The sequence below is a fragment of the Ruegeria sp. CDSB029 genome (genome assembly GCF_059611125.1).
This window is the reverse complement of sequence record NZ_JBXWOX010000015.1, coordinates 86,067-108,006: the sequence shown is the minus strand read 5'-3', so window position 1 is coordinate 108,006 and position 21,940 is coordinate 86,067. Positions and strand designations below refer to the sequence as shown.

Here is a 21,940-nt window from a genome sequence, read left to right as displayed (position 1 = left end):
GCGACTACCCCTCTGAAATACGGTTACGCGGCCTCGGCGCTGCTGCTGCCCAAACTGTGAAGCGATTTTGCAAGTTTTGCGATTTCCCGACGCAGCGGGTTTTTGGCAGCGGATTTGGCCAGCGGCAATCCGTGATCACCGCTTTGCATGACGGGTTTGCCACCATCTGGCAATTGCAGGTCAATTGAAATGCCCAGGCTTTCGCCCATTCGCTTGACCCGGCCTTTGCCATTCAGGTCAGTGAATTTCGGGGCTCGGTTCAGAGCAAACCGGAGCTTGTTGAACGGCAGTTCCTCGGCCTGAAGGGCGCGTTTCAACCGCAGCGCGTTCTGAGCGGATCGCATATCCAGCTCGATCATGGCAAAGTACACATGTGCAGCCTGAAGAACCGTTTCCGACCAATGAACAAGGGTTGTCGGCATATCGACAACCACGTAGTCGAATTTCCTGCGGGCTATTTCGATGACGCGCTCGATGTCTTCGGGTGTGATCAGGTCCAACGGAACCATATCGGACGGTGCAGTCAGGACCTCAAGCTTTTCCTCATAGGTTTGTAGGGCCTGCGAGAAGACATCGTCGTCCATCGAGTTTGTGTCCGACAGCATCTCAAATATGGTTTCGCGTCGGGGAAGGTCCAGATAGGTCGACACGCTGCCGTATTGCAGATCCAGATCGATGACGCACACAGAAGGTGCCTCTTTGTCTGACGCAGTTGCCAGCTCCCAGGCGAGATTGACCGCCATAGTCGTTGATCCCACACCGCCTGCCAGCCCATGGACCACAAACAGCGCGCCTTCCTTCGAATCACCGTGAGCGGCAGGAGCTGTCGCAACCGCAGTCGCTGCTACCGGCTCAGGTTTGTTCATGCGCTCGATGGCTTCCTGCAGCTCTCCCTCGGGAAGAGGGTAGGGGACAAACTCGTCCGCGCCCTTGCGAAGTAGTTGGTGCAGAGATGCAGGTGTGACGTCTTCGGCGATCAGTACGATCTTGATCTTTTTCTCTTTGGCCTGCGAGATGATCTCGCCCATCAGAGAAAGGTTGTCCTCATCTTCTCCGTCAATGGCAAGCGCAACGAATTCAAGGCTTTCCGCCTCAGGTTGGCTGAAAAAAGCCAGGGCTTCGGCGAAGCCAAGGTCGCCCCAGCGTTCGCCCAAAATGGTTTCCATGTCCTCGATCAGAAGATCAAAATTTTGGACGTCACGGCTGATCGTGCAGGCCAGAATGGCAGTTCCGTCATCATGCGTTTTGGCGCTTGTCATTCACACAATCCTCGTCGTCTGGGCCTGCTCACTGCCCGAACATGTCTGGTTCGGTTCAGTTCGCTGTTGCCCGGCCGCGGCCAATTCGGGCCGCACTTCACCTAATTGTTGAAAAGATGGCTTGGAACTTAGGCAAGATTTTGGCGCAAAAGAACCAATTGTAGGGAAATGGGCGACGATGCCGCCCATTTCTTATGGATTATTCATCACTGCCGCCAGCATCGTCGCGCTGGATGTAGCTTTCCCTCGTGGCGCTTTCGACGTATTCGCGGTACACGATTTCGGCGTATTTGCCATCCAGAACCAGCGGATTGCGATCCAAAAAGCCCGACACTTCGGTGACCGTGCGCCTGTTGCGGCGATCTCGGTTCGGAGTGTCGATCAGAGGCCGCGTTTTTCCGAAGGAAACTACAGCTTCCAAACGCGACCGCGAGATCCCTTGCTGCGTCAGGAATGCAACGGCTGCGTTTGCACGACGTTGCCCAAGCGACTGGTTATACCCGGTTGAGCCAACGGCATCGGTATGGCCGTAAACGCGGAACCGTGCTTCGGGGAACTGCTTGATCCATGCCGCTTGCCGCAACAAGACCCGCTGCGCCTGAGCGTCCAGCTGAGAACTGTTAAACGCAAAATTGATCTGCGTTGGCACTTCTGCGGCAAACCGCTGGCCCAGAATTTGTGCGTATGTCAGCTCACCGTTCATGACCTGAACGTTGTTTAGAGTTGCGTTGCCAAAGGCGCCTTGGTCAGCTTCGTACCCCGCTTCACGTGTACACGCGGCAACGGCGACCGACAGACCCAGTGTTATGATCCACTTTTGCATTGGTCCTATCCTCTCAATCATTCCAGGATGTAGCCGTATGAGCTGCCAAAGTCCTGTTTGGCGACTTCAGACGCAGCACCCGAACCAACGCGTGTGGTTCGCGCCGTTCTTCCGTTCAAGAACAGGTCAAACTCGCTAGGCGGTTTGACGCGGTCTGTCGGCAGGGCCAGGGCTTCACCACGGGTGGGTGATACCAGATGGGCTGTGACGATGATAACCAGTTCAGATTGCTGACGCTGGTATTCCGCGCTGCGGAACAAAGAACCCAGTACAGGAATGTCGCCGACCCATGGGATTTGGCTGTTCAGGTCTGCGAAGTTGTCCTGAATCAACCCTGCAATCGCAAAGCTCTCTCCGTCTCGCAATTCAACCGTCGTCTTTGTTTGACGTGAGATAAAGGTAGGCACGTTGTTGCCTGCAATTGAGAAGTTGGAGTTCGGGTCAATAGTTGAGACCGATGTTCCCAACTCAAGGTTAATCAGATCACCATCCACCACGCGAGGGGTAAAGAGAACCTGCACACCGAAGTTCCGATATTCGATTGCAATGTTGCCGTCATCCGCAGGAACAGGAATCGGGACTTGGCCACCCGCCAGGAATTCAGCTTCCTGACCTGACAGGGCTGACAGGTTGGGCTCTGCAAGAGTACGGGCGAGCCCTTTGGTTTCGAGCGCCTCCAACAACAAGCGTACCTGCGTTGAACCGGCACCAAAGCCAAACAGGATGGCACCTGTATTTGTCTGCTGGAAGGGAATTCTGTCGGCGAGGGCGTTCGCCAAAGCGCCTGCACTGTTCAGGGTGTTGAAGCCGCCCGTAGCGTCACCGCCGCCAAAGCCCAACGATGCAGTCAGACTTTTCGCAACCGACCGATTCATTTCGGCAAAGCGAACTTTCAGCATAACCTGTTGAACGCCGCCAACGGACATCAGGTTCGAAACCCGCTCGGGCGCGTAACGTTCTGCAAGCTCCAGAGCACGGGCCAATTTGGCCGAGCTGGAAATCGTGCCAGAAAGAACGATGCCGTCGTTGGCAGTGCGCACTTCGATTGGCTCACCCGGTAGAATCTGCCGCAATCTCTCTTTGAATTCAGACACATCCGGCGAAACACGGACCCGAACATTGGCCAGCAGGTTGCCAGCCCCATCGAACAAAGTCAGCGTGGTCAGGCCAGGTGCCTTACCCAAAACATAGATGGTACGATCAGAAAGCGACGAAATGTCAGCGATGCCTGCGTTGGCAATGCTGAGTTCCGCAAAAGGTGTTTCGCTTTCAACGACGATTGCGCGGTTCATCGGAACGTCCAGCGTTTCCGCCGTACCGTTCTTAACCACGCGAAGTGTTTCAGCCTGGACAGCAGTGCTGGCCGAACTGATAACTAACGCCAACCCCAGAAGGGTTGCGTTGAACCAAGATTTTATTTTCATGTGACCTGCCTCTCCGATCACGCCTCGTTTTAGGTCTAATGCCTTATGTGCGGTAACACTGCGCGAATTACGATTTTATTGCAATAATCAATGGTTTCTGGAATTTTCCTTATGTGGGTAATGCGCAACATTCGAAACGAAACAAGCCGCGCTGATGGCGCGGCTTGTGGCTTTAACGTTTTGATTTCGCGCTAGTTTGTGCAGGGCGTTATTATTCCGGTATCGACGATTTCGCCGCCACGACGCGCCTTAACCGTGCAAATCTGTTTCTCGACTTTGACGGGTGCGGGCGCTGCTTCTTCGATTCCCAGGAGCTTTCTTTGGTCCACTTCAATCGCAGTCGCAATAGTCTCATCTTGTGCACCGACCAGCGCCAGTGACAACCGCCCGGTGTTCTGTGCCTGGGCGAGAGCGGCGACCTGTTCCGGGGTAATAGCGACAGTAACCGTCCTGGCAATAGTTGTGCCGGTCACGTCCGATCCTGCGGTCTGATCAATTGCGATAAGTTCGATGTTGGTCTGGATTAGACGTGTGATCTCTCCCTCGCCGCCAGTACCTCTTAGGGATCCGGTCCAGTAAACGTCGACGTTATCGCCTGGGCGCAAAAAGCCAGATACACCAGATGCAACATCTACACTGATTGCGAAGGCGCGCATGCCTTTCTCAAGACGAGACGTAAGGCCGGCCGACTCACCGGGTTGGGTAACTTTGACTTCCAAAAGGGCTTCGTCTTTTTCGATTGTACGAAGGATAAACCGCTCGCCCCTCCCATCCGTGGGAAACAAAACGGCCATGTCCGAAAAAGTCCCTTCGGGAATCGCGTCCTCAGGCCACTGCACGATGCGTACATCTTCCGGCGCAAGACGCTCCCCATACTTCATGGCCCGGTTAACGACCGTGACAGGGACTGTTGGAATGGTCTTAACATTTGCGAGCGCGTTTTGAGTCGCCAATCTTTCCCGTTCAAGTTCCGCTTGGGTTTGACTGATGTAGTCCCTTGCCAAGTAGACGGCCCCACCGGCCAAAGCGACCCCAACAATCAGGACAAGTCCAAATACTAGCCGCATTCGCGTCCCCTCTTAGTTATTCGATTTAGTTAGTTCGTCAAAGATTTACGACGAAGATCAACACTGATCTAAAGGGAGATTGTGTCGAAAAGGGGGACAATATTTGAAAATTTTCGCGTCCAATAATTTTTTTGGACATTTAAGCAATTGCGAGTTCACGAATCCGGTGCGTCGAAACGCACGGAAATTTCGTCAGCGACATCGATCCCACTCAGGGCTGCACCTGATCTGGCATCCAGGTCTCGGACTGGTTGATGAAAAACAACGAAAACACCGGCGGCAATTCCCACGATTGCGGCTGTCAAAACCACCCAGTCAACCGTCACGGCCCCGTCTTCACGTTTGCAGAATAGGATCGTTCTTTTGAACATATCGTTTCCCATGCTGGGCCATGAAAAATTACGGGGCCGAGTCAAACAACCCAGCCCCGAGAAAAATAGTCACAAAGACTAAGCGCTTAGATTAAGGCGTGGTCGGCGGAGTGACAGGGATCGATGAAGCGGTTTTGGTCGCCGCGTCGGACAGAGTCGCACCTACTTTGTTCGAAACAGCCTGAGTGCCGGTACCGATTTGGGTATAGGCGACCGATGCCAGGCCAACGATTGCTGCGGTCAGAACGACCCAGTCTACTGTTACGGCGCCGTCTTCGTCTTTGCGGAAGTTCTTGATGAACTTGATCATGTTACGTCCCTCCTAAAGGATCTAAAAAAGTCTATTAAACCTCGGCGTCTATCAGAGCTTCCTCTCTCAGTCCGCTCCCGATCGTCTCGGTATGGCACTATGATTGACCGCTATGCGTGGCAGGAATTGGGCCAAACACCATTTTTTTTTGATGAAGTTTAACTTTTTGGTAGTTATTTTGGTAAGTAATTGAAAAAAAACAATAAAAAACTTCACTACGCAAAGGTTGTCTAGACGGCCAGATGCAAATTTGCGGCAAATGAGGCGAATTTGCCCCATTTCACGTTGTTTTTCTGGCTTTACGGGCAGATTCGAGGTTCAAATCAACCAAAAGAAAAACATGAGGCAGGCAAATGAATCTCCGGCTCGCAATGACTTGCGCTGGTTTGACGGCGTTGATGCTGTTTGGCCCTGTGCCAGTCGTGGCAAACGAGGTTGAACCAAGAGGTGTCTACAAACGGATCAAGGCCCCCAAGCCCGGCACACGACCGCGCGTCACGGTTCAGATCACGCCCGATGAGCATGCGAAGATCCCGTCTGCCCCTAGTACGGGGGTAGAATTGGTCGAACCTGAAATCATCGCGCGCACGCGTGTCGTACCGCCAACTCTTCCCGGTGCGAGCAAAAAACCGGTTGGTTCGTACAAGGCTTTCTGGGAAAGGGTGTCGCCGTCCTTGGCCGAGGCCGGGTCCGGACGACTGCACGATGCCATGAATGCGCTGGCTGCGATCAATGTCGCGGCACCCCGTTTACAGACCCTGCAAAACATCGCCCAACAGCGCCGCGTGGATATTCTGCGCTCGACCGTTGGAACAAATGTCTCACCAGCATTGGTTCTGGCGGTCATTTCCGTTGAGTCCGCTGGGCGCACTGACGCTGTAAGCTCGGCCGGGGCACAGGGATTGATGCAATTGATGCCTGCAACCGCCAAACGGTTTGGAGTTCAGGACAGTACCCAGCCGTCGCAAAACATCGCGGGCGGTGTGAAGTACCTGAACTGGCTGATGGAAGAATTCGGTAACGACCCGATCCTTGTCCTTGCGGGGTATAACGCCGGGGAAGGGGCCGTTCGTAAGCACGAGGGCGTCCCGCCGTACGCAGAGACCCGTGATTACGTACCCAAGGTTCTTGCAGCGTTTCAGGTGGCGCGGGCGTTGTGTTCGACACCGCCCCAACTGATTACGGATGGGTGTGTATTCCAATCGCTGAATTGAAAACGGCCCACCTGGATCTGGTGGGCCTTTTCATTGATGGGAATCAGTTGACGATGTTGGCCTCGGTCGCGGCGCGGATTTCGTCCTCGGTCACGCCTTCGGCGATCTCAATGATCTTCAGGCCGCCATCAACCACGTCCAGAACGCCAAGGTTGGTGATAATGCGGTTCACCACCTTCTTGCCGGTCAGTGGCAGGGTGCACTTCTTCAGCAGCTTGGACTTACCGTGCTTGTTGGTGTGATCCATCACGACGATCACGCGACGAACACCTGCAACCAGGTCCATCGCGCCGCCCATGCCCTTTACCAGCACGCCCGGAATCATCCAGTTGGCCAGATCGCCTTCTTCATCGACTTCCATCGCGCCCAGAACGGCAGCCGCAATCTTGCCGCCGCGGATCATGGCAAACGATGTGGCACTGTCGAAATAGGCAGTGCGGGACAGTTCAGTGATCGTCTGCTTGCCAGCGTTGATCAGATCCGGGTCTTCTTCGCCCTCAAAGGGGAAGGGGCCCATACCCAGCATACCGTTCTCAGATTGCAGGGTGATGTCCTTGTCACCAACATAGTTTGCCACCAGCGTCGGAATACCGATGCCGAGGTTTACATACATGCCGTCTTCCAGCTCTTGCGCCGCACGTGCGGCCATCTGATTGCGATCCCAGGGCATTATGCTTCCTCCTTCTTACGGGTGGTGCGTTGTTCGATGCGCTTTTCGTGCTGTCCCTGGATGATTCGATGCACGTAGATGCCGGGCAGGTGGATCATATCGGGGTCCAGCGAACCACGCGGCACGATTTCCTCGACCTCGGCGATGCAGATCTTGCCACAGGTCGCAGCAGGGACGTTAAAGTTGCGCGCCGTCTTGCGGAAGATCAGGTTGCCGGTGTCATCGGCCTTCCAGGCTTTGACGATGGCCAGATCGGCAAAGATGCCTTCTTCCAGAATGTACGTCTCGCCGTTGAAGTCTTTGTGCTCTTTACCATCGGCGATCACGGTGCCCACACCGGTCTTGGTATAGAAGCCGGGAATGCCTGCACCACCAGCGCGCATGCGTTCGGCAAGGGTTCCTTGCGGGTTGAATTCCAGCTCCAGCTCTCCTGCTAGGTACTGACGCATGAACTCGGCGTTTTCACCGACGTAAGAGCTGATCATCTTTTTGACCTGCTTGGTCTGCAACAGGATGCCGATGCCGAAATCGTCAACGCCTGCGTTGTTCGAGGCAAACGTCAGATCTTGGGCGCCCGAGTTCTTGATGGCCTCAAGCAGCAGCTCAGGAATACCGCACAGGCCAAAACCGCCTGCCGCGATCATCATGCCGTCCGAAATCACTCCATCGAGTGCCTCGGTGGCATTGGCATAGACTTTCTTCATGGAAAACTCCCCCAATGACATGGTGATGGCGCAGGTTGTGCCGCCACGTCACGGGGAAGTCAATGAAACCAAGGGGTGGGTGGTATTTCTACCTAACCCCCTGTCAGGTGGCGGCCTTTTTGGTTGTTTTTTTGGCCGCAGCTTTCTTCTTGGGGGCCGCTTTTTTCTTGGTGCCCTTTTTGGCTGCGCGTTCGTTGACCAGTTCGATGGCCATTTCCTGTGTCACGTCCTCGGGCTTGATGTCTTTGGGAATGGTCGCGTTGACCTTTTCCCATTTCACGTATGGCCCATAGCGCCCATCCAGCACCTGCATCGCGCCGCCATCGGGATGCTCGCCCAATTCCTTCAACGCTTTGGCCGCTGCGCGACGGCCCCGTCCGGGGTTGGCGCGCTTTTCAGCCAGCAACTCGACCGCTCGGTTCATGCCGATCTCGAACACGTCGTTGGGGTCTTTGAGATTGGCGTAGACCGGCTTGGCCTCATCGGCCAACTGATGCATCAGATAGGGACCAAACCGCCCAAAATTCGAGCTGATCATGCCGCCCTCGGGGTGTTCGCCAATCTGGCGGGGCAGGGACAAAAGCGTCAGCGCCTTGTCCAGATCCATGTCATCCTTGCTCCACCCACGCGGCAGTGAGGCGCGCGGTGGTTTCTTGTTCTCGGGCGTCGGTTCGCCGCGCTGAACATAGGGGCCAAAGCGGCCGGATTTCAGCCAGATATCATCGCCTGCATCTTCGCCCAGAAGACGTTCCTCGCCTTCAGCGCCTTCGCCGGCGATGGGGCGGGTATAGGTGCATTCAGGATAGTTTCCACACCCAACGAACCCGCCGGTGCGCGACGTCTTCAGGTGCAACTGACCCTGTCCGCATTTCGGGCAGATACGCGGGTCCGAGCCGTCTTCACGTGGCGGATAAAGTTGCGGCGCCAGGGCTTCGTCGAGTTTGTCCAGAACCTCGGAGATCCGCAATTCGGACGTTTCGCCAATAGCAGCCGAGAAATCGCGCCAGAACTTGCCCAGCAGGTCCTTGTAGTCCCGATCACCAGCACTGACGTCGTCCAGCTGTTCTTCCAGATTGGCAGTAAATTCATAACCAACATACTGCCGGAAGAAATTCAGCAAAAAGATCGTGACGATCCGGCCTTTTTCCTCGGGGATCAGCCGGTTCTTGTCCTTGCGCACATATTCCCGGTCCTGAATCGTAGTCACGATCGAGGCATAGGTCGACGGTCGCCCGATCCCAAGCTCTTCCATCCGCTTGACCAGCGTAGCTTCGGTGTAGCGCGGCGGCGGTTGAGTGTGGTGCTGCAGGGCCAGTACAGATTCGTTCTCGGATAGAATGGCCTCTTTCGCGGCCTTTTCAGTGCCCTCGCTGGTTGCTTTGGTGAACTGATCGCGCAGGGATGTTTTGGCAAACCGAGCTGGATCGCCCTGCATGATTTGCGGCAGGCGCTTTTCATCATCATCGGCCACGTCGTCGCGGCCTTCTTCATAAACGCGCATGAACCCGTCGAACAGAACAACCTGACCGGTGGCGCGCAGGCCGATCTGGCCGTCATCGCTGCCAATCTCGACCGTAGTGCGCTCCAGTCGCGCAGCAGCCATCTGGCAGGCAATGGTACGCTTCCAGATCAGGTCATACAGCTTGCGCTGATCTTCATCTGTGACCTTCAGGGCCTTGGTTTCGCGGGACATATCCGTCGGGCGGATACATTCGTGCGCTTCCTGGGCGTTTTTGGCCTTGTTTTTATAGATACGCGGGCTGTCCGGCACGTATTCTGCACCGTAACGGTCTGTGATGGTATCGCGGGTGGCCGCCACGGCCTCGGGCGCCATATCGATGCCGTCGGTCCGCATATATGTGATGTAGCCCGCCTCGTAGAGGCGTTGAGCAACCTGCATCGCGTGACGCGCGCCCATTCCGAACTTGCGGCTTGCTTCCTGCTGCAAGGTAGAGGTCATGAAGGGCGCGCTGGGGTTGCGCGCGGCAGGCTTGGCTTCGACCGAAGAAACACTCAGCGCGCGGCTGGTAATGGCTTGCACCGCTAATTCAGCCTGGGTGGCGTTGGCCAAATCATGTTTGTCCAGTTTCTTACCGGCCAGTGTGACCAGGCGTGCCTCATAAGTCTGGCCGCGCGGTGTTTCGAACACTGCCTTCACAGACCAATATTCGACTGGCTTGAACGCCTCGATCTCCATCTCGCGCTCGACGATTAGGCGCAGACAGACTGACTGAACGCGACCGGCGGACTTCGCGCCGGGCAGCTTGCGCCACAGGACCGGCGACAGGTTGAAACCCACCAGATAGTCCAGCGCGCGGCGGGCCAGATAGGCCTCGACCAGCGGCATGTCGACCTGGCGCGGGTTCTGCATCGCCTCGGTCACCGCATCCTTGGTGATCGCGTTGAAGGTCACGCGGCTGACGGGCGTGTCTTTCTTGATCGAGCGGCGCTTGGTCAGGGCTTCTTGCAGGTGCCAGCTGATAGCCTCACCCTCACGATCAGGGTCAGTCGCGAGAATCAAAGCGTTGTCTTCTTTCAGCGCATCGGCGATGGCTTTGACATGTTTGCGGCTGTCGTTGCCGACCTCCCATTTCATCTCAAATTCATGCTCGGTATCGACGGATCCGTCCTTGGGCGGCAAGTCCCGGACATGGCCATATGAGGCCAGCACCGTGTAGTCAGGGCCAAGATATTTGTTGATTGTTTTGGCCTTGGCAGGGGATTCTACAACAACTACAGGCATTTAAGGGAAAACCTCGCTCGACGGAATTGGCGCCTTCTATGATCGTGCAAGATGTGGAGGGCAAGGGCGAATTGTCAATGCGTTCCTTTGAACACAGAAGTTATGTTGTTATTTCAATCACGTAGCCTGTGCACAAAAAGGGCTTGGGCAGGAACCGCTCGTCAGAGTTGGTATTTATGCAGACAATGACAGAAGTCCGCCGGGCTGCCGCTGGATCTGTCCTTCGAGTTCCAGATCAATCAGAGCCGGTCCTATTTCTCCGGCTGTTGCAGCAATGTCGCGGATCAACTGATCTTCGGCAATCGGGGAGGGGCCTAACAGTGACAAGATCGCACTATGCAACGCGGCACCTGTGATTGCTGGTTCATCAACTGCGATGGGTGGGGCGGGGGCCTCAACCTGAGGCGCTGTTACCTGTTTCGGAAGCGCTTCAATGATGTCTTCCGCGGTTCGCACCAATATCGCGCCGTCCCGGATCAACATGTTGCACCCCGCGGCCCGCGCATCGAAGGGGTGGCCGGGCACGGCCAGAACCTCGCGCCCTTGGTCCAAGGTATCCCGCGCCGTAATCAGGCTGCCGGACTTTGCTGCCGCTTCAACGACGACAACCGCTTGTGCCAGACCTGAGATAATTCTGTTTCTGCGCGGGAAATGGCGCGCCTGCGGCGTGACGCCCATAGGCTGTTCGGACACGCGCAACCCGGTTTCAGTTATCTTTTCTGCCAGTGCTGTGTTTTCGGCAGGATAGACAACATCCACGCCGCCCGCCATCACCGCGACAGTACCCGTTTCAAGCGCGGCCATGTGGGTCGCGGTATCTATCCCGCGTGCCAACCCGGACACAACGACGTATCCCTGCTTTCCAAGATCCGTGGCAAGCCCCCTTGCCATCCGAGCACCCAGCGATGAACAGTTGCGTGCGCCGACCATCGCAATCGACTGACGCTGTAGCAGGGAAGTATCTCCAATCGCCCAAAGCATAGGCGGCGCGTCGGACAGATCGTTCAAAGCATCAGGAAAATCGGCGGACCCAAGGCACAAAAGCTTCGCGTTTGCGACTTTTGCGGCCCTGAGTTCCGCCTCAATCAAGCCGGGCGGGCAAACTTCATAACCATCGATTCCGGCAGCACGCGCCATTTCGGGCAGTGCGGTCAGCGCGTTCTGCGCCGAACCATGTTCCCGCATCAGCCGACGAAACGTCGCCGGGCCAACCTTGCGAGAGCGCAACAGACGAAGCCAGGAAAACCGATCCTCTTCCGTGGTGGGTGGGAGTGTGGGGTGATAGGAAGAATGCTGCTCTTCGGTCATCCGATGCTCCGCCTGATTGCAGAACTGGTTTACGATTGCTGGGGTTAACAGCTTGTGAATCTCTTCAAATTATCCGGATAATTTTCGGCGTTTATCACTTAGAGTTATTTAGTGCGTTGAAATGTATGAAATAAACACAACGGCCTTCAATGCGGGCGCCTGACAGGATGTTAAGGCGCCGGCGGGCTGAAAGCGCAGCGTTAACCCTGCGCTCTCGATTTCCCGCCAAGCGATTCCCGGCTATGCGGCCGATCCGCCGACTGTCAGGCCATCCATCAGAACGGTAGGCTGGCCAACGCCGACCGGTACCCACTGGCCGTCTTTGCCACAGGTTCCCATGCCCGGATCCAGCGCCATGTCGTTGCCCAACCCCCGAATGCGTTTAAGGGCGGATGGACCGTCGCCGATCAGGGTCGCGCCTTTGACGGGTGCCCCGATCTTACCGTTTTCCACGCGGTACGCCTCGGTGCACGAGAACACGAATTTGCCGTTGGTGATATCCACCTGACCGCCGCCGAAACCAACGGCCCAGATTCCGTCCTGGATGTCCGCAACCAAAGAGGCCGGATCAGCCTCACCACCCAGCATCACAGTGTTCGTCATCCGCGGCATGGGTTTGTGCGCATAGCTTTGCCGCCGCCCGTTTCCGGTGGGGGCCACGCCCATCAGGCGCGCGTTTTGGCGATCCTGCATATAGCCGGTCAGGACGCCATCTTCGATCAAAACTGTCCTTGAACTGGGTGTGCCTTCGTCATCCAAAGAGATCGAGCCGCGACGATCCGGGATTGTGCCGTCATCAACAACGGTCACGCCTTTGGATGCGATCTGCTGTCCCATCAAACCGGCAAAGGCCGAGCTTCCCTTGCGGTTAAAATCCCCCTCCAAACCGTGTCCGATTGCCTCGTGCAAGAGGATGCCTGGCCAACCGGGGCCAAGCGCGACCTCCATCACGCCGGCAGGGGCCGGGATCGCGTCGAGATTGACCAAGGCGATCCGCAACGCCTCGCGCGCTTTGTCCTGCCAATCCGACGGATCGATCAGGCCGTCTAGCCCGACGCGCCCGCCACCCCCGGCCGAGCCACTTTCGCGGCGACCGTTCTGTTCGACGATGACCGAGATATTGAGGCGGGTCATTGGCCGCACGTCTCGCATCAGTACGCCGTCCGGGCGCAAAATCTCGACTTCTTGCACGGCTGCGGCGATTGTCGCGCTAACCTGCACGACGCGGGGATCCATGTCGCGGGCATAGGCGTCGATCTCGCGCAGTGTTTCGATCTTGACCGGGAAACCAGCGGATTCAATCGGGTCTTCGTCCGTATAAAGGCGGGTATTGGTAGCGCGCGGACCATCGGCCAGCGTGCCGCCGCCGTCGCCAACAGCCAGGCGCGCGGTCTCGGCTGCCCGCTTCAGTGCCGGAATTGAGACATCGGTGGAATGCGCATACCCGGCAACTTCGCCCTGCACCGCCCGCAGGCCAAACCCTTCGGATGCGTCATAAGATGCCGTCTTCAAGCGCCCGTCGTCAAAGACCAAAGCCTCGGATTTTCGCCGCTCGACAAACAGCTCACCGTCTTCTGCCCCGGAAGTGGCGGATTGCAAAACCGCAAGCGCCTCGTCCTGCGGAATAGCGCTATCAAATGGGCGAAACGGGTCATTGGACATCTGTTGGGACCTTCCGAGTTTGATCCAGATCAAAAATAGCGTCTGTTTGACGCAAGCATTTTGCTTTATCTACCCGACGGAATATGGTTTTTAACGCGGCCAAAGACAACGGGAGAGGTGCGACTGATTCACACCTTTTCGCCAGAGAAGCAAAGATCAGACGATCAGGACAGAAAATGAAGAATGCTTTGATGCTTTCGGGGTTGATGACAGCCCTCTCCAGCCTTCCCGCAATGGCTCAGGAGCTTGAGATTATTGGTAAGCCGGTTGATGGCGGCCTTGGGTTCCAGCCTGCTGCTACCAGTCTGGCCTCGGGGATTCAGCGGCTGGATGATATGATTCTGGTGATCATCACCGCGATCTGCCTGTTTGTCGCGGGTCTGCTGATTTACTGCATCATTCGCTACAATTCGCGTAACAACCCTGAACCGGCGCGATTCTCGCACTACACCCCGGTTGAGATTGCCTGGACCCTTGGCCCGATCCTGATTCTGGTCTTCATCGGTGCCTTCTCGCTGCCAGTTCTGTTCAATCAGCAGGAAATTCCCGAAGGTGACATCACCATCAAAGTCGTTGGGAACCAGTGGTACTGGACCTACGAATACGTTGATCACGATTTCGCCTTTGACAGCTATCTGCTGGGCCATCCGGCCACATTGGATGAAGGCGCACGCCCGGCCGATGCGGACGTGACCCCATTTGTTCTGAACGATGCGATGCGTGCCAAACTGGCGGATGCCGGCTACAGCGATGACGAATGGCTGCTGGCCACCGATACCGCCGTTGTCGTTCCGGTTGGCAAGGTCATCGTCATGCAGGTTACCGCATCAGACGTGATCCACTCGTGGACCATCCCGTCCTTCGGCGTGAAGCAGGACGGTGTTCCGGGTCGACTGGCCGAACTGTGGTTCGAGGCCGAAAAGGAAGGCATCTATTTCGGTCAATGTTCCGAACTGTGCGGCAAGGATCACGCTTATATGCCGATCACCGTCAAAGTGGTAAGCGAAGAGGCGTATGAGCAGTGGCTGCAAGGCGCACTGGAAGAGTATGCAGGTCAGCCCGCAGCCTATCAGGTTGCATCCAAGTAATGACCCGCGCGGGCTGAAAAGCTCGCGCCAAAGGTAATGCAGGCTGCGCGGTACCCGCGCAGCTTTCGCCCCAGAAGGACCGGAAATGAGCGACGCAAGCATCAATGCCAGCACAGTAGGCGCCCAATCCCACGCGGATGAGGCCAGCTTTGGCGATTTCTTTGCCTTGCTGAAGCCGCGTGTGATGTCGCTGGTCGTGTTCACCGCTTTGGTCGGCCTTCTTGCGGCACCGGTCCCTGTTCATCCATTCGTCGGCTTTTGCGCCATCCTGTTCATCGCCATCGGCGGTGGCGCATCCGGCGCTTTGAACATGTGGTGGGACGCCGATATCGACCGCGTGATGAAGCGTACCAAAGGCCGCCCGATCCCGTCTGGCAAGGTCCAGGAGGGTGAGGCGATGGCAATCGGGCTGGCCCTGTCGGGGCTGTCCGTTATTATGCTGGGTCTGGCAACCAACTGGTTTGCTGGCGCTTTCCTGGCCTTCACGATCTTTTTCTACGTTGTCGTCTATACGATGTGGCTGAAACGCTCGACGCCGCAGAACATCGTGATCGGCGGCGCGGCAGGGGCATTCCCGCCGGTCATCGGCTGGGTTGCCGCAACAGGGTCTATGTCGATCGAGCCGTGGTTGATGTTTGCCCTGACCTTCATGTGGACCCCGCCGCATTTCTGGGCTCTGGCGCTATTCATGCGCTCGGATTACGACGATGCGGGTGTTCCGATGCTGACCGTTACACATGGTCGTCGCGCCACGCGCTGGCACATTCTGGTCTATACCGGGCTGCTGGCCATGCTGGCTGTTGGAACCGCGTTCTCGGGTATTGGCGGTCCGATCTACCTGACCGTGGCTGTGGTGTTGAACGCGCTGTTCCTGCGCGGAGCGTGGCAGATTTCGCGCCGGAACGAGGATGACTCCGAGGCCGACAATTTCAAGGTTGAACGCGCGTTCTTCAAGTTGTCGCTGCTGTACCTGTTCCTGCATTTTGGTGCTATCCTGGTCGAAGCACTGCTGAAACCCTATGGGTTAGGAGGTTGGTCATGAGCCTGCGCAAGAGCCACGAACTACACCAACGCCGGTTCAGTCGTAACCTAGGGGTAGGTCTGACGCTGGCTGCCTTCATCGTGATCATCTTTGGCCTGACGATCGTTAAGGTTTCGGGCACGGACTTCAGCTTGGCGACGCAAGAGGTACAGAACTGATGGCGCTGACAGGTCCTCAGAAAACTGTTGCGCAGACAGTCGGCGTGGTTGTCCTGATGGGCAGCTTGGCGTGGGCCTCTGTTCCGTTTTACGACTGGTTCTGCCGTGTAACCGGATTTGGTGGAACCACTGGTGTGGCCGCGACTGCACCCGAAGACATTCTGGATCGCAAGGTGACCATCCGCTTTGACGCCTCGAAGGCGAAAGGCATGGCATGGGAATTCAAGCCGGTCGCGCGCGAGATGGAAGTGCGTATCGGCGAAACCGGACTGGCCTTCTATGAAGCTTACAACCCGACCGACCGCCCCATCGCGGGACAGGCGTCCTATAACGTGACTCCGTATTCAGCCGGCGGGTATTTCCAGAAAATCGCCTGTTTCTGCTTTGAAGAGCAGGTGTTGCAACCCGGTGAACGTGTTGAGATGCCGGTCACCTTTTTCGTCGACCCTGAAATGGTCGAGGATCTTGAAGCTAAGTATGTTCATACGATCACACTGTCGTATACATTCTACGAAATTGACCTGCCCGAGGGCGTTGCCGCCCTTGAGACGCAGGCTGATATAACAACGAACTAACGCCTGTAGGTGAGGGACGCTGATGGCACACGCAAAAAACCATGATTATCACATTCTGGCCCCGTCGATCTGGCCTCTGATCGGCGCGATCGGCGGCTTTGTGATGCTGTTCGGAGCCGTCCTGTGGATGCACGGGGTTACCTCGTGGATGTTCTGGGCCGGTCTGGTGGCCGTTCTTTACACCATGTTCGCATGGTGGTCCGAGGTTGTGGTCGAAAGCCGCCAGGGCGATCACACACCGGTTGTCCGCATCGGCCTGCGCTATGGCTTCATCCTGTTCGTTATGTCCGAGGTGATGTTCTTCTTTGCCTGGTTCTGGTCGTTCTTCAAACATCGCATGTACCCGATGTACGACTATGCCGGCACCGAATACATCCAGCCTGACATTCACGCGGTTGACCCGTTCCACCTGCCGCTGATCAATACTCTGGTCCTGCTGCTGTCGGGCTGCGCAATCACCTGGGCGCACCACGCGCTGGTGCACGGCAATGATCGAAAGGCGCTGGTGCAGGGGTTGGCCATCGGTATCGCTCTGGGCGTCGCATTCACAGGTCTGCAGGCATTTGAATACTATGAGCTGCTGGCGCATGAAGGCTGGAAATTCGGCGGTGATCAGTTCTATTCGAACTTCTTCATGGCAACAGGCTTTCACGGTTTCCACGTTCTTATCGGTACCATCTTCCTGTCAGTGTGCTTAATCCGGGCGCTCAAGGGTGACTTCACGCCTGAGAAACACGTCGGGTTTGAGGCGGCTGCCTGGTACTGGCACTTCGTTGACGTTGTCTGGCTGTTCCTGTTCTTCGCAGTATACATCTGGGGCCAAGCGCCGCTGATGTAACGCCAGACGGGCGAACAAATTGCAAAAGCCGCCCTTTCGGGGCGGCTTTTTCTCTGTTCCGGGCGCAAAAATTGCGCCCCATACAATTGGGCGGTTGCAAATCGCACGGCTCGCCCCTTAACAAGACGCCGGTTCCTGCAATGAGGTTTTGCTCCACCATGCGCCGCACTCTGTTCCTTCTGATCTTCGGCCTCGCCGGTCTGGGCGTGCTGCTGTCGCTGGGTGTGTGGCAGGTTCAGCGTTTGGTTTGGAAAGAAACTCTTCTGGCGGAGATCGGAGCCATGATTGATGGCGACATCACATCGCTCCCTGCAAACCCAACGCGAGGAGAAGACCTGTATCTGACGGTCGCTGTGACTGGTGAAATGCTCCTGGACGAAGTTCACGTTCTAGTCTCGGTCAAGCAAGTCGGGGCTGGGTACCGGATCATACAGCCTTTTGTCACCGAAGGTCGAACGATTATGGTGGATCGTGGCTTTGTTCCGACGACTGCCAAGGAAGCCGAACGTCTGAACGGCCCGATGGAGATAACCGGAAACCTGCATTGGCCGGATGAGATCGACAGTTACACGCCTGAACCTGACCTCAATGCAAACATCTGGTTTGCCCGTGATGTGCCCCATCTGGCAGCGGCTCTGGGTGCGGAACCCGTTCTGCTGATCGCCCGCTCGCAAACCGATCCCGGAATAACGCCTTTGCCCGTCAGCACGACGGGCATCCCGAACGATCACTTGCAATATGCAATAACATGGTTTGGCCTGGCTTTGGTCTGGGCCGCGATGACCGGATATTTTCTGTGGCGCAGCCGCGCCCCTTCTGAGAGTGACGTGACATGAAATACATCTCGACCCGCGGGCAGGCGCCCGAACTGACGTTTGAAGAGGCGATGCTGACCGGGCTGGCCCGTGATGGTGGCCTGTACCTGCCTGCTGATATCCCGGTTATGACACAGGACGAGATCGCGGCGCTGGCGGGTCTGCCCTATGAGGAAATCGCGTTTCGAGTGATGTGGCCCTATGTCAGCGGGTCCTTCGCTGAAGACGAGTTCAAAGAGATCATTGCCCGGGCTTATCAGGGCTTTGGCCATGACGCCCGCGCGCCATTGAAGCAGTTGAACGAAAACCACTTCCTGTTGGAGCTGTTCCACGGGCCGACCTTGGCCTTCAAAGACTTCGCCATGCAGCTGATCGGTCAACTGTTTCGGGTGGCGCTGAAGCGGCGCGGAGATCGTGTGACCATCGTGGGTGCGACAAGCGGCGATACCGGATCAGCAGCGATCGAAGCGTTCCGGGGGCTCGACGCCGTGGACGTGTTCATCCTGTTCCCGCATGGCCGAGTTTCGGAAGTGCAGCGTCGGCAGATGACGACACCCGCGGACCGCAACGTGCATGCGTTGGCCGTGGACGGCGATTTTGACGATTGTCAGGCCGCGCTAAAGGACATGTTCAACGATTTCGACTTCCGCGACGGCGTGAAGCTGGCTGGCGTGAATTCGATCAACTTTGCCCGTGTTCTGGCGCAAATCGTCTACTACTTCTCCGCTGCTGTCAGCCTCGGCGCACCGCATCGCAAGGTCAGCTTTACGGTGCCGACCGGCAATTTCGGTGACATCTTCGCGGGCTACCTTGCCAAGCGCATGGGCCTGCCAATTGATCGTCTGGTTGTCGCAACCAACCAGAACGACATTCTGCATCGTTGCCTGTCTGGCGAGGGGTACTTCAAGGGCGACACCATCCCCTCGATCAGCCCGTCGATGGACATTCAGGTCAGTTCGAACTTTGAGCGTGCGCTCTACTATGCGTATGGCGAGGATGGCGGCGCCGTCGCGCAGTTGATGGATGAATTGAAGAACGGCGGCTTCAATGTCAGCCAGGGCGCAATGGAAGCGCTGCGCGAAAGCTTTGACTCGGGCCGTGTATCCGAGGATGAGACGCTGGCGACAATCAAGTCCACTCTGACCCACAGTGCAGAACTGGTTTGCCCGCATACCGCCGTGGGCATCAAGGTTGCAGAAGAGCATCGCTCGACCGACGTTCCGATGATCACACTGGCCACCGCACATCCCGCAAAATTCCCGGCAGCGGTCGAGAAGGCAAGCGGCGAACATCCGCCTCTTCCATCCCGCATGTCTGATCTGTATGAACGTCCGGAACGGGTGACCCGCATCGCCAACGATCTGGGCACCCTCGAGGATCATATCAGAAGGCATATCGCTGAGTGACTGTCAGACAAGACCAACTGAAGAACGGATTTCGTATCGTCAGTGAACATATGCCGGGGTTGCAATCGGCGGCCATCGGCATTTGGGTGACCGCCGGTGGGCGGCACGAGCGGATTGAACAGAACGGTATCGCGCATTTCTTGGAGCATATGGCTTTTAAGGGAACCAAGCGCCGTTCAGCTTTGCAAATCGCCGAGGCGATTGAGGACGTGGGCGGGTATATCAACGCCTACACGTCGCGCGAGGTGACGGCTTATTACGCGCGTGTTCTCAAAGACGATGTGGCGCTGGCGATGGATGTCATCGGTGACATCGTTCTGAACCCGATCTTCGACCCGCGTGAGATTGAAGTTGAACGCGGTGTGATCCTACAGGAAATAGGTCAGGCCTATGACACGCCCGACGATGTGATCTTTGACTGGTTGCAAGAGCAGAGCTATCACGATCAACCGCTGGGTCGAACCATTCTGGGTCCGACCGAACGTGTCAGCGCGTTTTCCCGAGAGGATCTCTCCGGTTTCGTCGCCGAGCACTACGGGCCTGAGCAGATGATCCTGTCTGCTGCAGGTGCCGTTGATCATGATGCGCTGATGAAAACCGCTGAGGCGTTGTTTGGCCATCTTAAACCCTGCAAGGGGCTGATCCCGGAAACCGCCCGTTTCACTGGCGGCGAAGCGCGGCAGGAGAAAGAGCTGGAGCAGGCGCATTTCGCACTGGCGCTGGAAAGCCCGGGCTATCGCGACGATGCGATCTATACCGCACAGATTTATTCGACTGCGCTGGGCGGAGGCATGTCCTCTCGCCTGTTCCAGGAAGTGCGCGAAACACGCGGGTTGTGCTACACGATCTTTGCGCAGACCGGAGCTTATGCCGATACCGGCACGACGACGATTTACGCCGGAACGTCAGCAGATCAGGTGGCAGAGCTGGCCAGCATAACGATTGATGAGATGAAGCGCGCCGCCGAAGACATGAGCGCCGAAGAGGTTGCCCGCGCCCGCGCGCAGATGAAAGCCGGTATGCTGATGGGGCTGGAAAGCCCGTCGAACCGGGCGGAACGTCTGGCGCGTCTGGTGCAGATCTGGGACCGGGTTCCCTCGCTTGAGGATGCAGTGGCCAAGATCGACGCCGTCAGCACAGAAGATGTGCGTGCCTTCGCCGAACAGATGGCAGTGCAGGCCCCTGCTGCGCTGGCGCTATACGGTCCTGTCTCGGGCGCACCCACGCTGGCGCAATTGCAGGAGAGGCGTGCGGCGTGATGCTGTTGGGCAGACGCAAGCTGAAACTTGAAACCGAGCGCCTGAGCTTGCGCCCGCCCGCGCATTCCGACTTTAACGACTGGGCGGCGCTACGGCGCGCGTCACAGGAATACCTAACCCCGTGGGAGCCGGTCTGGGCCAAGGATCACCTAAGCCGCAAGTCCTTTACCAACAGGGTTTATTGGGCGCAGCGCTCCGTGGCCGGTGGGACGGCGATCCCACTGTTTTTGTTCCGTCGCACGGATGATGTGCTTTTGGGGGCCATCACGCTGGACAATGTCCGTCGCGGCCCGGCGCAGGCAGGAACCTTGGGATATTGGACGGGCCAGTCTTTTGCCCGTCAGGGTTACATGCGCGAGGCCATTGGTGCGATCGTTCATCACGCCTTTACCCGACTGGACCTGAGTAGGATAGAGGCTGCCTGCCTGCCCGAGAACAAACCATCACGTGGGTTGCTGGAAAGTTCGGGGTTCAAATACGAGGGCGTGGCGCAGTCGTACCTACAGATCAACGGGCGTTGGCGGACGCATGTGCTGTATGCCAGCTTGCGCTCGGACCGGCGCGGGAAGACGGACGCGGGGTAGGTCTATGGCGCGGGCAAAACAGCCAGTAATCTGGATCAGCGATGCAATGGTGGGCACTGCGGCGTTGAAAGGATTTCATTCTGATCGTTGGGATAATGATCTGAAGTTCACAGCGGACGCAAACACCCGAAAGGTCCGAGGAGAGCCGCTTACAGCGGATTTCTTCCCTTCGGAGGTATTTGCCGATTACAAAGACAAAAAAGAGAAGAAGCAACCAGACTTCTTTATGGCTGCGGGTGCATGGACCGTGTCCGCCGCGTGTGCGACAGTTTGATCTTGGCGACGGGAATCTCTATCCAGTCAAACTGTTTCAACATGACCGTGCCACTCCGGTTGAAGGAGAATATTATTGTCTGAACTTCGGCAATCAAAAAGCTGCAGTGCTGACAGATCAATCTCCGAACATTGATAGACCCTACGAAAATCAAGAAGTTTATCAGCCACCGTTGGTCATGAAAGACAAAGACATCGCCGTGAGCGCGATAGCATTGGATGGCCCGGATATCTGGATTGACACAAAAATGCGCCGCGCATTTTTTGTGAGTGATCCGTTGGCTCAAGCGTTACGTGTGGCGAAAGTTTCACGGCCCTTCAAGCTGCGGAAGTGCATCGTTCTCTGA

General features: G+C 56.8%; 23 protein-coding genes. 12 read left to right on the top strand and 11 right to left on the bottom strand.

Annotated elements, in window-relative coordinates; all coding sequences use genetic code 11:
* Positions 1-23: 23 nt before the first annotated feature.
* The 6 genes from AC2FI8_RS17255 to AC2FI8_RS17230 all read right to left on the bottom strand — a co-directional run bounded on the left by AC2FI8_RS17255 (position 24) and on the right by AC2FI8_RS17230 (position 5,254).
* Positions 24-1,259 carry a CpaE/TadZ family protein gene (locus AC2FI8_RS17255; RefSeq protein ID WP_496725981.1) on the bottom strand — a complete coding sequence of 412 codons (1,236 nt, stop codon included), beginning with the start codon at positions 1,257-1,259 and terminating at the stop codon, positions 24-26.
* Positions 1,260-1,458: 199 nt separating this feature from the next.
* The gene (locus AC2FI8_RS17250; protein ID WP_496725982.1) at positions 1,459-2,082 is read right to left on the bottom strand and encodes an OmpA family protein; all 624 of its coding nucleotides are present in this window, start codon (positions 2,080-2,082) and stop codon (positions 1,459-1,461) included.
* A 17-nt stretch (positions 2,083-2,099) separates the two neighbouring features.
* A complete protein-coding gene (locus AC2FI8_RS17245) occupies positions 2,100-3,506 on the bottom strand; it encodes a type II and III secretion system protein family protein (RefSeq protein ID WP_496725983.1) in 1,407 nt (468 codons plus the stop codon).
* A gap of 191 nt (positions 3,507-3,697) precedes the next feature.
* Entirely contained in the window at positions 3,698-4,573 is an 876-nt protein-coding gene (gene cpaB / locus AC2FI8_RS17240) for a Flp pilus assembly protein CpaB (protein WP_496725984.1), read from the bottom strand.
* Between the two features lie 155 nt (positions 4,574-4,728).
* A complete protein-coding gene (locus AC2FI8_RS17235; protein ID WP_496725985.1) occupies positions 4,729-4,944 on the bottom strand; it encodes a hypothetical protein in 216 nt (71 codons plus the stop codon).
* A 91-nt stretch (positions 4,945-5,035) separates the two neighbouring features.
* Positions 5,036-5,254 carry a Flp family type IVb pilin gene (locus AC2FI8_RS17230; protein ID WP_496725986.1) on the bottom strand — a complete coding sequence of 73 codons (219 nt, stop codon included), beginning with the start codon at positions 5,252-5,254 and terminating at the stop codon, positions 5,036-5,038.
* A 353-nt stretch (positions 5,255-5,607) separates the two neighbouring features.
* On the opposite strand from AC2FI8_RS17230, the gene AC2FI8_RS17225 reads away from it, so the two are divergent.
* Entirely contained in the window at positions 5,608-6,468 is an 861-nt protein-coding gene (locus AC2FI8_RS17225; RefSeq protein ID WP_496780316.1) for a lytic transglycosylase domain-containing protein, read from the top strand.
* Positions 6,469-6,511: 43 nt separating this feature from the next.
* Here AC2FI8_RS17225 and AC2FI8_RS17220 read toward each other — a convergent pair whose 3' ends face one another.
* From AC2FI8_RS17220 to tldD, 5 genes are all read right to left on the bottom strand, one after another.
* On the bottom strand, positions 6,512-7,138 hold the full coding sequence (locus tag AC2FI8_RS17220) for a CoA transferase subunit B (RefSeq protein ID WP_058276937.1): 627 nt from the start codon (positions 7,136-7,138) through the stop codon (positions 6,512-6,514).
* A complete protein-coding gene (locus AC2FI8_RS17215; RefSeq protein WP_108861806.1) occupies positions 7,138-7,842 on the bottom strand; it encodes a CoA transferase subunit A in 705 nt (234 codons plus the stop codon). The genes AC2FI8_RS17220 and AC2FI8_RS17215 overlap by 1 nt, the downstream gene beginning before the upstream one ends.
* A 103-nt stretch (positions 7,843-7,945) precedes the next feature.
* Positions 7,946-10,585, bottom strand: coding sequence for a type I DNA topoisomerase (gene topA / locus AC2FI8_RS17210; protein ID WP_496780314.1), 2,640 nt, complete (start codon positions 10,583-10,585; stop codon positions 7,946-7,948).
* Between the two features lie 174 nt (positions 10,586-10,759).
* On the bottom strand, positions 10,760-11,893 hold the full coding sequence (gene dprA / locus AC2FI8_RS17205) for a DNA-processing protein DprA (RefSeq protein ID WP_496780312.1): 1,134 nt from the start codon (positions 11,891-11,893) through the stop codon (positions 10,760-10,762).
* 240 nt (positions 11,894-12,133) lie between these two features.
* The gene (tldD, locus tag AC2FI8_RS17200; RefSeq protein ID WP_496780310.1) at positions 12,134-13,555 is read right to left on the bottom strand and encodes a metalloprotease TldD; all 1,422 of its coding nucleotides are present in this window, start codon (positions 13,553-13,555) and stop codon (positions 12,134-12,136) included.
* A gap of 176 nt (positions 13,556-13,731) precedes the next feature.
* Between tldD and coxB the strand changes: the two genes are divergently transcribed.
* The 11 genes from coxB (at position 13,732) to AC2FI8_RS17145 (ending at position 21,940) form a co-directional block, all read left to right on the top strand.
* Positions 13,732-14,643: a cytochrome c oxidase subunit II gene (gene coxB / locus AC2FI8_RS17195; RefSeq protein WP_496761371.1), complete on the top strand. Its 912-nt coding sequence runs from the start codon at positions 13,732-13,734 to the stop codon at positions 14,641-14,643.
* An 85-nt stretch (positions 14,644-14,728) separates the two neighbouring features.
* The gene (cyoE, locus tag AC2FI8_RS17190; RefSeq protein ID WP_282120031.1) at positions 14,729-15,685 is read left to right on the top strand and encodes a heme o synthase; all 957 of its coding nucleotides are present in this window, start codon (positions 14,729-14,731) and stop codon (positions 15,683-15,685) included.
* Complete coding sequence (locus AC2FI8_RS17185) at positions 15,682-15,843, top strand: cytochrome c oxidase system small membrane protein (protein WP_239336011.1); 162 nt, start codon at positions 15,682-15,684, stop codon at positions 15,841-15,843. The genes cyoE and AC2FI8_RS17185 overlap by 4 nt, the downstream gene beginning before the upstream one ends.
* Positions 15,843-16,418 carry a cytochrome c oxidase assembly protein gene (locus AC2FI8_RS17180; RefSeq protein WP_496707186.1) on the top strand — a complete coding sequence of 192 codons (576 nt, stop codon included), beginning with the start codon at positions 15,843-15,845 and terminating at the stop codon, positions 16,416-16,418. Before AC2FI8_RS17185 ends, AC2FI8_RS17180 begins: the two co-directional genes overlap by 1 nt.
* Before the next feature lie 22 nt (positions 16,419-16,440).
* Entirely contained in the window at positions 16,441-17,256 is an 816-nt protein-coding gene (locus AC2FI8_RS17175; RefSeq protein ID WP_058272267.1) for a cytochrome c oxidase subunit 3, read from the top strand.
* 158 nt (positions 17,257-17,414) lie between these two features.
* Positions 17,415-18,092, top strand: coding sequence for an SURF1 family protein (locus tag AC2FI8_RS17170; RefSeq protein ID WP_496725992.1), 678 nt, complete (start codon positions 17,415-17,417; stop codon positions 18,090-18,092).
* The gene (gene thrC / locus AC2FI8_RS17165) at positions 18,089-19,477 is read left to right on the top strand and encodes a threonine synthase (protein WP_496780309.1); all 1,389 of its coding nucleotides are present in this window, start codon (positions 18,089-18,091) and stop codon (positions 19,475-19,477) included. The genes AC2FI8_RS17170 and thrC overlap by 4 nt, the downstream gene beginning before the upstream one ends.
* Positions 19,474-20,736 carry a M16 family metallopeptidase gene (locus AC2FI8_RS17160; RefSeq protein WP_113790541.1) on the top strand — a complete coding sequence of 421 codons (1,263 nt, stop codon included), beginning with the start codon at positions 19,474-19,476 and terminating at the stop codon, positions 20,734-20,736. Before thrC ends, AC2FI8_RS17160 begins: the two co-directional genes overlap by 4 nt.
* On the top strand, positions 20,736-21,320 hold the full coding sequence (locus AC2FI8_RS17155) for a GNAT family N-acetyltransferase (RefSeq protein WP_496768133.1): 585 nt from the start codon (positions 20,736-20,738) through the stop codon (positions 21,318-21,320). The genes AC2FI8_RS17160 and AC2FI8_RS17155 overlap by 1 nt, the downstream gene beginning before the upstream one ends.
* A gap of 4 nt (positions 21,321-21,324) precedes the next feature.
* Positions 21,325-21,594 carry a hypothetical protein gene (locus AC2FI8_RS17150; protein ID WP_496768134.1) on the top strand — a complete coding sequence of 90 codons (270 nt, stop codon included), beginning with the start codon at positions 21,325-21,327 and terminating at the stop codon, positions 21,592-21,594.
* A complete protein-coding gene (locus tag AC2FI8_RS17145) occupies positions 21,581-21,940 on the top strand; it encodes a hypothetical protein (RefSeq protein ID WP_496768138.1) in 360 nt (119 codons plus the stop codon). The genes AC2FI8_RS17150 and AC2FI8_RS17145 overlap by 14 nt, the downstream gene beginning before the upstream one ends.